We start from the raw sequence: 9,499 nt of genomic DNA, 5'->3' as shown, positions 1-9,499 counted from the left end.
ATACCCATACCACATAAGAATAAGACGTATCTGTTTCAAGCCGTGTTAAAAGATAGGTTGTAATAATAGTAATAGCAAGTCCGCTTACCGCAAGCCATCTCGCCCCAAACCGATCAAACAGCTTACCTGTGATAGGAGACATAATCCCCATTACAATACCTCCAGGCAATAGCATGAGGCCAGATTCCAAGGGAGTAAAGCCACGGATATTCTGCATATAGATTGGCATTAATATCATTCCAGAGAACATACCCATAGTCGCGATGACGTTGATAATCGTAGTTAATGTGAACATCCGATAACGAAAAATTCGAAATTCCAAAATAGGATGCCTTACTGTAAATTGCCTCCAGACAAATAACACTAAACTGATCCCGCCTACAAGGAACATTATAAGGACTTCAAAACTGTCCCATCCCTTAGTACCGCCTGTAGCAAATCCGTATAGAACTCCGCCGAATCCCATGGTGGATAGAACTACACCCATTTTATCGAGTTTGGGACGGCTAGTTTCCCCTACATTTTTAATAATAAAAATTGCAAAAAGAAAGTCTAGAAGTGCAAATGGGAAAATGACAAAAAACAGAACTCTCCAGGAATAGTTTTGTACAATCCATCCTGATAACGTTGGTCCTATGGCTGGGGCAAAATTCATCGCAACTCCAAATATACCCATCGCAAAACCCCGTCTGTTCGGAGGAAATAAAGTGAATATCACGTTTGTAATCAAAGGGAATAGAATCCCTGCACCTGCTGCTTGAACCACACGTCCGATCAATATGACGGAGAAGCTAGGTGCAATTCCACATAAAAAAGTTCCTAAAGCAAAGAGTCCCATCGAAGCAAGATATAATTGCCTTGTATTAAACCGCTCCATTAAGAAAGCTGTGATCGGGATGACAATCCCATTGACCAACAAAAAGATAGTTGTCAGCCAATTAGCTGTTGCAGCAGATATTTCAAAATGATTCATCAATTGAGGCAATGCGATATTGATTAGAGTCTGATTCAAGAAAGCGACGAGAGCACCAGCCAGCATCACCGCAAACATGGGGCCTGTACGAATTTTAGTGATTGCTGTTTTATCGAGATTCATTCTTACGGCACTTCCTTTTGGTTGAGTTATTACATATTGTTAATTCCTGTATTTTTCAAGTCTTAATATTCTAATTCGACTTTACTAAGTTAATATGCCTCTCTATAATAAAGGAAATCAACCTGTCTTTTCCAATAATACACGTCAGCTAAATTCGTTTAACCTCAATTTACGACTTTTAGATGGTGTTTTTTATCAACTCATATTGGCACTATTTAAAGTTATTTCTTTGGAGTTCCCATCTTAATAACCCTACAACCAGTCCTTAATTCGTATAATTGTATCTCTATTCTTTTGTTTACCACTATGAATGTAATCACATCAGTGAATAGATAAAAAAAGAGAAACAGCCGATAAATTTATATCGATTGTTTCTCTTCATTCCATATTTCAGCTTATTTTTGTCTGCAACCTCATCCATTACTGATGTTATTTTTTAATTAGGTCTTTTTATAAAACTTTCCACTTAATGGGGGGAAGTTCAAAATTCAAGTACCCCTTTTATGAATTAATTCCCCTGAACGATTATCTCATCAATAATACCGTATTCCTTCGCCTCATTTGCGCTTAAAAAATAATCACGATCAGTATCCTTCGCCACCTTTTCGATAGGCTGCCCAGTCCTTTCCGAGATGATCTGATTGATATGATCCTTCAGTTTCAAAATCCTTCGGGCAGAAATTTCAATTTCCGTAGCTTGCCCCCTTGCCCCTCCAAGAGGTTGATGAAGCATAATTTCACTATTCGGCAAAGCGCACCTTTTTCCTTTCGTACCCGYCAATAAAAGCATTGCCCCGAATGATGCAGCCATACCCGTACATACAGTCCGGATATCAGGTTTAATATATTGCATCGTATCATAAATAGCAAAACCGGCACTAGTCGATCCCCCAGGACTATTTATGAAGATGGTAATTTCTTTATCAGGTGCATCTGCTGCCAAGAATAACAATTGAGCAACCACACTATTGGCTAAATGATCGGTGATTTCTTCCCCAATCATGATGATTCTGTCTTTTAGAAGTCTGGAATAAATATCGTATGAGCGCTCACCCTTGCTGGACTGCTCAATTACATATGGAATGGTAGTCATATCTCTTCTTCCTCCTAACAAAATGATTGGCTATGCAGCCATTGAGAGAGTGTTTGAAGGAGTGAAGCATGCTTTGGAATGCATCGAACGATTCATCAGTTTAGGAATCATTGATTCACTGTTCAGGGATTTGAAAGATGGAATACTTCTAATGAGGATATCAGGATTTCGGGCCTTCAAAGCCTGCGTCATCAGAGACATCAGCCTCTGTTCCTCATCATCTTGCCAATCTTCCGCACAGGACAACTTACGCTCTTCAATGCCCTCTTTGTCAAAACGCTTTTTCACACGATTCAAGATGGCCTTTACAGCCGTTTCCGACGTGTTCAAATAATCTGAGATTTCTTTAGATCGATAGAGGAACCCTTCCTTTAATATGAACACCACAGCTTGTTTTGGGGTAAGGGATTTTATAATATATTCAACCGTTTCAAAGGCATTTTCCCCAATTGCCCCCTGCTGTTCGGTGTCCTTCAGATCTTCTACGGATTCTTTTTTTCTTTTACGTATCGTATCAATCCAGGAATGACGGGCTATCGTCTTCAATAAAGCCGTTGTTACCTCCGTTTTATTCCCATAGCCCTGCATTACCTTCAGTATCGTATCCTGTGCTAAATCATCGCCATCCCAATTATTTTGGGTAAGGAATCGGCAAAACCGAAGCAATTCAGGATAGACTTCACGCAAAATCATGTCGTTATCCTTTCCTTCAGAAATATCTTCTTTCAACTTATTTATCATTTTTCTCACTCCTTCAACACCCTCTATCCTATAAACGTTTCAGAAAGAGAAAAAGATATGGGGGTGAAAAATTTTTCCTTTATTTTATTCTATTCCATTTTTTCCTGTGGATTTCCTTTCATACTAAAAACCTGTTTGGTTATGACCCAAACAAGCTAATCTCAGTGTTCTGTATACAGCAAATAGACTTTACTAGGGCTTCCCCTTTGTGCACCGGGTTCCGGGTTCGTCACCAATAATTTAATCGAGGCACACCCGATGTAAACAAATAGTTAAAAGTTTACTTTCAAAACGGTAATTTTTTTGACTTCTTGCCTGATCAAGTGTTATTCTTTAACCATCAGATAAAAGTATACATTCAAATCATTGATTCTACTAGCAAGATGAAAGAGCTGATGCAAAATGGCGAAAGAACATTTAATTGACGTTCAACCAATCAGATCATTGGAAAAATTAGATGATATGAAATGGTCATTGAAAAGACATTGTAGTGAACGAGATTACATATTGTTCCTTTTAGGAATAAATACTGGCTTACGTGTGTCTGATCTATTATCGTTGAAGGTAAAGGATATTAAAGGCAAGATGAAAATTATCATTAAGGAAGGCAAGACAAAGAAGCCTAGAACAATACAGCTTAACAATGTATTTAATGAGTTAGCAACTTATATAGATACCATTGATAGCGAATGGCTATTCCCTTCACGCAAAGGTGATAAGCCGATAAGCAAGATACAAGCATACAGACAGCTTAATAAAGCCGCAGATATGGTAGACATTGAAAGTGTAGGAACTCATACCATGCGGAAAACATTCGGATACTGGTACTATAAACAGAGTAAAGACGTGGCTAAATTACAAATGATTCTTAACCATTCACACCCTGAAATAACTTTGAAGTACATAGGAATTGCTGATGAAGAAATAGAGGACAGCTTAAATGGCTTTGTACTATAGGAGGACGGATTAAATGACACTAACTGAATACAATGCAAAGTACGAATATATCATTCGCAGTAATATTTCTGACAGACAAAAGGCACTGAAATTAGCTGATTTAATGACCGATATGGAAGGACATCTAAATGAGGCGGGGGAACATCAGAATAAAGAGGCAAATGCTTTGTATAGAAAAGTATCCCTTCTATCCAACTTGTTATAATCGAGCTTAAGACCTTGCCTTATGTGCAGAGGTCCTTTTTTTTGCTTTGAAAGTAACGATTACAATGGCAGCTTGAAGTAAATGCTTTGTTTCTGTAAGGCTTTGGAGTGAACCTCATTTACTAATGCCACTGCACTAATCGCACCTGGCAGGCCTTCCTCTTGTAAGACCATACATGTCATCAGGTTCATTTTGATAAATACGGACAACCTTGTTTACATATTAAACATACTTAAGGAATACTTTTTCGCCATCATTTCCAAGATCTTTATCCCGGCAACACTGTTCCCCTTCTCATCAAGCGCAGCGCCATAAATTCCAATCCCACATTTTCCGGGGACGGCCCCCATGATTCCCCCTGACACACCGCTTTTAGCCGGAATACCAACATTAATGGCAAATTCACCTGATGCGTTATACATGCCGCAGGTAACCATGAATGTCTTGCAAATACGGGCAATGTCCCCGGGGATGATTTGCTTTCCCGTCAACAGATCTTTCCCATTCATGGCCAGCACACAGCCGATCCTCGCCAAATCCTGACTGTCCATTTCAATGGCACACTGCTTCGAATACAATTCGATTAAGTTCTCCACATCCTCATTTATTACATTATGCTGCTTTAAAAAATAGCTTAACGACCTATTTAAGTCTGCTGTATTGTACTCTGAACGTGCAACATCTTCATTAAAACCAATAGTAGGATTTTGCGTCAATTCCCGGATAAAATGTAAAATACGATTGAATCGCTCATTTACACTGTCACCTGCAACCATGTGGGTCACAGTCAATGCTCCTGCATTGATCATCGGGTTTAACGGCTTGGATGCCTTGTTTGTCTCTAACTTGGCAATCGAATTAAAAGGGTCACCGGTGGGTTCTTTTCCTACATAGGAAAAGACATATTCCTCACCTTTTTCCATTAATACCAGAGCAAGTGTCAAAACTTTTGATATGCTTTGCAGAGTCACTTTACCACTTACATCCCCCGCACAATACCTTTTACCGTCAGGATAGTAAATAGCCACAGATAAGCCCTCAGGATTCGCCTTTTCAAGAGCCGGTATATAGTCCGCCACTTTTCCCTTATTTGTATATTTTTTTGCCTGATCAACCAGTTGCTGTAATTCTTCATTGGACCTGCATTGACATCCCATATTGTTCACAATTTGCCGCCCCTTTGAAAATTTGTCATGTGAAGTGTTGTTAGATAGTGGTCTTATTATTTATTACCATATTTCATAGTTATTATTTGCAAAACTAGGAAGCAGATAATAAAAGAAGTAAAGTTACAGGAGCTACTATCTTCATTGTGGGAGGAGGCTATTCACTCTCTTTGCATTGCTTCTGATATAGAGGAACGGTTACATAGTTCCGATTGACTTATAGTGACAAAGGAGAGGAGCGTAGAGGGCTATGTAATCTCAAAAACCACTTTTTCATTTTCTATTTATTTTATTAATCAAGCCTTCTCAGACAACTCCTCTTTCTCTTGGTCTTGTCTTATTGAATATCCGTTTAATTTCTCACTCAAAAGCCAGCTCCAGAGCGAATCTCCAAAGAGTATTCTACCAGTTGCCCCTCCAAGGAGGCTTCTTTATAAGTGTTCCTGTTCCATTACTACCTTACTAGGTTGCCTTGATAATGGGAAATCCAGAGTGAACAAGGGAGGAAAAGCTCTTTTGACTCTTCACGTTTGCTGGAACTAATATTACATACTTAAAATGGTGTGGCTTTCAGTTTAAAGTCGGGTCTCAATTTTCTTTCATGTTCTTAACCGTAGGAGCTAACTAAATTTCCATTTTCTTTAATTACATTAATTTATTAGCATTTTATCTAACTCACGGACTCTATCATATGACTTCAATAGTTGTTCAGGTATTAATGTTCTCCCATAATCCCAAGCATTAGTTTCTATTTCAGATTTTAGCTTTTCTTTTTCTTCTTCGTGACCATACATTATAATCCTTAAATCATGTTTGTTTTTCTTAAAATCTAAATAATAACCAATAATACGATAAAGAATAATTTTAACAAAGTCTTCCTCTGTCTCTTTAATTCTAACTTTTCCTTTATAACCGTTAACTTGAAGATAATTAAACTTTATAGTATTGGTCGATACGTTATAACTCATAGGTGCACTTAGATTATTGTCAAATTCACAAATAATATCCAAATTGTGCTCATTTAATGTGTTATTAATTATCTTTTCGATATCGCTTATATAAAGCATTTAGCTATCACTTCCCTTTTAAAGACTTACTTCATTATAGTATTAGCTTAAGTAATTCTTCCTTTATCAATATAATAAACTGTTTAGATATTAAAATCATACAGTTAAAAAACAAAGGAAATATTTACTATCTAATAATAAAGTGGTGTGTAAGTCCTACGAGAAAATTGTGAATAAGACCCCCTAAAAGGGAAGAGATTGCTTTTAATTACTCTTCCATACTTTCCTCCTTCTATTTATTTCAATTTGAAACTTTCTATCATTGGTTGTATTTCTTCTTGATATTCTTCCACCATCATTTCAAGTGAAAGCATTGTAAATCGGTTCTTTGCCTTTGGCAAAGGCGTCTATCGACATTTTCTAGTTACTCAATTTGAGTACAGATGTACATTCATCTGGTGAGTAAAAATGCTCAATAGATAAAGATTGACAACATTTTTATGGTGACTCATACTTGTAGTGATTAATATAACAGAATATTAAGAATATTGGAGGGGTAATTATGAATAAGATTTTCGTTCCTAACGCAATCGCTACTTTAACAAGACTTTTCTACAGTTCAACTACACTGAATGAGTATTTAGCGATGCGAACCGCTCAATTCTACATCGAAGACCTGAAGTTACTAAAAGACGTGGAAGCTGTTGCCTTGGCAATTGAAGATCAAAATGCTTTCGCTCTAATGTCTAAATTTAAATTATTTGATTATAAGGCTGCTGAAGAAATTGAAATAGCACTATCCGCTTCTGGCTATACGGAAGCAGAACTCAATGCTATGAATATAGAAATCTGAAATCATCGGGCCACTACCATTAACTGGTTCTAATATCTTTTTAGGGTACGAATAGTTTTCGTAACCTCTTGTTCCGCTAGTTCACTGAGCCTCTCAAATTGACCGCTATAATGTAGCAGTGTAAATCTGAATGAAGTAATTGTTCATGCAGGTCAAGAAGGCACTATATGCAATGTATAAGGTGGATAAAAAGCTGATGTGAGTAATATACGCCTCAGGCCCTAACGTTAAAAAGCTAGAAACTCTAATAAAGTTACCCGCGTTGAAAATAGCCTGTAATTATTACAATGATATGTAGGTGCCTCGGTAGCCACGAGGTACCTGCATATTTAATATGCACGTAAAATCCCCAAGAATATTTAAAATAATGTTGAAATGGAGGTGAATACACCGTCATGACCGAATATTATATTATGGAGAAGGTCGGCCCAAAGAAGTTTGTACTCAAAGAAGTTTTAAACTTCCACCGAATGTATAGAACTGCATCTCAAATCAAGCATCAACTCTACAAATTTACCGATTTAACCCAAATGTTAATAGCATAGAAATGAAGGTGAATAAGCTTTCACCCGGATGCACAATTGATGGAAAGTAGGAGAAGCCATGGAGAAATCGAAGAGTTTACAAGAAATCTATAATGCCAACCGACCAGAAAATAATGAGCTTTTCCGAGCGATACAACAACATCTTCAAATGAAGCATCCAGAAAAGCGAATGACAGCTATGAGAACCTTGCAAATAATTGTTGCCGATAGTGTTTCATCTGGAGAGCTGCGTAACGTGGAAAGTCGGCTTTTATACAGTTGAGTTGATACGAAAAAATTTCTTATCAACTAATCCAGTCCTGTGAGTTATGCAGTTCTGAAATTACCGAATACAGAAAGGAATAATCCCACCATTGAAAAAATTTTTAAACAAAATCAAAATAGCTGGCTCCATTTTGACCATCATACTCATGATTTTCACTTTCGGAATTATACTTTTCAACAAAGCTTTCACAGAGCCAGAAGTAGATATGAAGTATTACAAGATGGGGCATGTCGAACACAGGCCAAATATTTGGGAGGGCATGAGTAAAGAAGAATACCAAAAAATAAAATATTTAGAGGAACAGAAAACATTCAATTATGATCTTTACGAACCAGAGCTGCTTGACGCAGAAGGAAATCCGATTATTGAAGAAAATGTTGAATACTAAAAAAGATGTGACCGATTTGGACACATCTTTTTTGTTTACTTATAAATGCAATGCTCCGAAATTAGGCTTCGTTTTCTCAGTGGTAGAAATCCATTCTCCTAATTCATCGAAATATTTTTGAACTTCTTCTTTAGTTTTGGTTTCTGAAGCATCCCAAATATCTGATAAGAAATATCCTAAATCATTTGGATATGAAATTGATTCTCCGCCAAATGCTTTTTCAATAGCAGGACTGCCGTGTTTATCACCTTCGTCACCATGAATTTTCATAGTAATAACAGTCCATCCATTTTCTTTTTTTATAAGAGTGTAATTGTCATAATGGCCCCAACGATTGCTATGAACACGTAATTTAAAATCTTCACCGATATTATTCACATTTTCCCCTCTCTCCCCATAATATTACAATTGTATTTTACCACCAGAACGCAGTAAATGACGAACTTCACGGTATTTAATATCAGCAATTTAATATCCTTTTCTATCATTGTTACCAATGGTCGTTTAATCGTATTAAATTGTTCTCGATAATATTTCAAAGTATGAGGACGAAGATTCCTTAATTGGCAGTCTTCAAAGAATAATTTAAACATCAGATTTAACGTAAGTAGTTTTGTAACAATTCTTAATTCATCTTCCGATAGTAAATTTCTTCCTTTACTCATCGCACACTACCCCGCACAATATTTGTACATATTCTGTAGTGTGTGATACACACAAAAAAGCTTCACACAATTAAGTGTGAAGCTTGAAGTAATAGCTTTTCTTCGCTATTGGTGATACCGGTGGCCAGGGTCGAACCGGCACTCCAGATGAACACGATTTTGAGTCCTAAGATATTCCATAAAAGCTATATTTTCAGCATTATCAACGTTTTGTTAAAAAAAACCATTTTTATAGTAATACGATTACTGTTAATTATGCCTTTACTTGGTATACTCGTCAAGGTTCAAAATCTTTTCTTGTTAAATTTTGCTAGCCCTAATTGTTTATATTGATTGATAAGTAGTGCTTCATATCTTCTAGCATTTTCCTCTTGTTCAAACTCAGCTACAAATTGATATTCAAGAATTCCATTTTTCATTAGTGTTTTATGTTCCAAGTTTCTTCTATGTCCGAATTAATTTTATATACATAATCCTTTGTAATTCGACATACTTCAATGCAATCCTCTATTAATATA

Annotated in this window: 13 protein-coding genes; 5 read left to right on the top strand and 8 right to left on the bottom strand. The window is 36.7% G+C overall.

The annotated features are described in order from the left end of the window. The 3 genes from AC1DUW_RS15085 to AC1DUW_RS15075 form a co-directional block, all read right to left on the bottom strand. On the bottom strand, nucleotides 1–1,096 hold a 1,096-nt coding region (locus AC1DUW_RS15085; protein ID WP_477642868.1), incomplete at its 3' end, for a DHA2 family efflux MFS transporter permease subunit. Nucleotides 1,097–1,604: 508 nt separating this feature from the next. Beyond that, nucleotides 1,605–2,189, bottom strand: coding sequence for an ATP-dependent Clp endopeptidase proteolytic subunit ClpP (clpP, locus tag AC1DUW_RS15080; protein WP_477642867.1), 585 nt, complete (start codon nucleotides 2,187–2,189; stop codon nucleotides 1,605–1,607). Nucleotides 2,190–2,219: 30 nt separating this feature from the next. Next, nucleotides 2,220–2,930, bottom strand: coding sequence for a sigma-70 family RNA polymerase sigma factor (locus tag AC1DUW_RS15075; RefSeq protein WP_053344521.1), 711 nt, complete (start codon nucleotides 2,928–2,930; stop codon nucleotides 2,220–2,222). Nucleotides 2,931–3,332: 402 nt separating this feature from the next. On the opposite strand from AC1DUW_RS15075, the gene AC1DUW_RS15070 reads away from it, so the two are divergent. Further along, nucleotides 3,333–3,887 carry a tyrosine-type recombinase/integrase gene (locus AC1DUW_RS15070; RefSeq protein WP_053344520.1) on the top strand — a complete coding sequence of 185 codons (555 nt, stop codon included), beginning with the start codon at nucleotides 3,333–3,335 and terminating at the stop codon, nucleotides 3,885–3,887. 13 nt (nucleotides 3,888–3,900) lie between these two features. Then, entirely contained in the window at nucleotides 3,901–4,092 is a 192-nt protein-coding gene (locus tag AC1DUW_RS15065) for a hypothetical protein (RefSeq protein ID WP_053344519.1), read from the top strand. Nucleotides 4,093–4,307: 215 nt separating this feature from the next. Here the strand turns inward: AC1DUW_RS15065 and glsA are convergent, their stop codons facing one another. Both glsA and AC1DUW_RS15055 read right to left on the bottom strand, forming a co-directional pair. Next, nucleotides 4,308–5,249, bottom strand: coding sequence for a glutaminase A (glsA, locus tag AC1DUW_RS15060; protein WP_053347944.1), 942 nt, complete (start codon nucleotides 5,247–5,249; stop codon nucleotides 4,308–4,310). 659 nt (nucleotides 5,250–5,908) lie between these two features. Beyond that, entirely contained in the window at nucleotides 5,909–6,325 is a 417-nt protein-coding gene (locus tag AC1DUW_RS15055; protein WP_053344518.1) for a hypothetical protein, read from the bottom strand. Nucleotides 6,326–6,827: 502 nt separating this feature from the next. Between AC1DUW_RS15055 and AC1DUW_RS15050 the strand changes: the two genes are divergently transcribed. The 3 genes from AC1DUW_RS15050 (at nucleotide 6,828) to AC1DUW_RS15040 (ending at nucleotide 8,316) form a co-directional block, all read left to right on the top strand. After that, nucleotides 6,828–7,118 (top strand): hypothetical protein, encoded by a 291-nt coding sequence (locus AC1DUW_RS15050; protein WP_053344517.1) that lies wholly within the window; start codon nucleotides 6,828–6,830, stop codon nucleotides 7,116–7,118. A 603-nt stretch (nucleotides 7,119–7,721) separates the two neighbouring features. Further along, nucleotides 7,722–7,925, top strand: a complete 204-nt coding sequence (locus AC1DUW_RS15045; protein WP_053344516.1) for a hypothetical protein — start codon at nucleotides 7,722–7,724, stop codon at nucleotides 7,923–7,925. A 91-nt stretch (nucleotides 7,926–8,016) separates the two neighbouring features. Further along, nucleotides 8,017–8,316: a hypothetical protein gene (locus AC1DUW_RS15040; protein WP_053344515.1), complete on the top strand. Its 300-nt coding sequence runs from the start codon at nucleotides 8,017–8,019 to the stop codon at nucleotides 8,314–8,316. Nucleotides 8,317–8,355: 39 nt separating this feature from the next. Here AC1DUW_RS15040 and AC1DUW_RS15035 read toward each other — a convergent pair whose 3' ends face one another. From AC1DUW_RS15035 to AC1DUW_RS15025, 3 genes are all read right to left on the bottom strand, one after another. Then, nucleotides 8,356–8,694, bottom strand: a complete 339-nt coding sequence (locus tag AC1DUW_RS15035) for a hypothetical protein (RefSeq protein WP_053344514.1) — start codon at nucleotides 8,692–8,694, stop codon at nucleotides 8,356–8,358. Continuing rightward, nucleotides 8,691–8,981: a hypothetical protein gene (locus AC1DUW_RS15030; protein ID WP_053344513.1), complete on the bottom strand. Its 291-nt coding sequence runs from the start codon at nucleotides 8,979–8,981 to the stop codon at nucleotides 8,691–8,693. Before AC1DUW_RS15030 ends, AC1DUW_RS15035 begins: the two co-directional genes overlap by 4 nt. A 284-nt stretch (nucleotides 8,982–9,265) precedes the next feature. Beyond that, entirely contained in the window at nucleotides 9,266–9,400 is a 135-nt protein-coding gene (locus tag AC1DUW_RS15025; protein WP_269083715.1) for a hypothetical protein, read from the bottom strand. Nucleotides 9,401–9,499 lie beyond the last annotated feature (99 nt).

This window comes from Peribacillus sp. P4_C12, assembly GCF_056402095.1.
This window is presented reverse-complemented; position numbering and strand designations above follow the sequence as displayed.

Excerpts from the sequence above, each read along its gene's own strand:
- AC1DUW_RS15075 (WP_053344521.1), bottom strand. The coding sequence starts at position 2,930 with ATGATAAATAAGTTGAAAGAAGATATTTCTGAAGGAAAGGATAACGAC.
- AC1DUW_RS15070 (WP_053344520.1), top strand. The coding sequence starts at position 3,333 with ATGGCGAAAGAACATTTAATTGACGTTCAACCAATCAGATCATTGGAA.
- AC1DUW_RS15065 (WP_053344519.1), top strand. The coding sequence starts at position 3,901 with ATGACACTAACTGAATACAATGCAAAGTACGAATATATCATTCGCAGT.
- glsA (WP_053347944.1), bottom strand. The coding sequence starts at position 5,249 with ATGGGATGTCAATGCAGGTCCAATGAAGAATTACAGCAACTGGTTGAT.
- AC1DUW_RS15055 (WP_053344518.1), bottom strand. The coding sequence starts at position 6,325 with ATGCTTTATATAAGCGATATCGAAAAGATAATTAATAACACATTAAAT.
- AC1DUW_RS15050 (WP_053344517.1), top strand. The coding sequence starts at position 6,828 with ATGAATAAGATTTTCGTTCCTAACGCAATCGCTACTTTAACAAGACTT.
- AC1DUW_RS15045 (WP_053344516.1), top strand. The coding sequence starts at position 7,722 with ATGGAGAAATCGAAGAGTTTACAAGAAATCTATAATGCCAACCGACCA.
- AC1DUW_RS15030 (WP_053344513.1), bottom strand. The coding sequence starts at position 8,981 with ATGAGTAAAGGAAGAAATTTACTATCGGAAGATGAATTAAGAATTGTT.
- AC1DUW_RS15025 (WP_269083715.1), bottom strand. The coding sequence starts at position 9,400 with ATGAAAAATGGAATTCTTGAATATCAATTTGTAGCTGAGTTTGAACAA.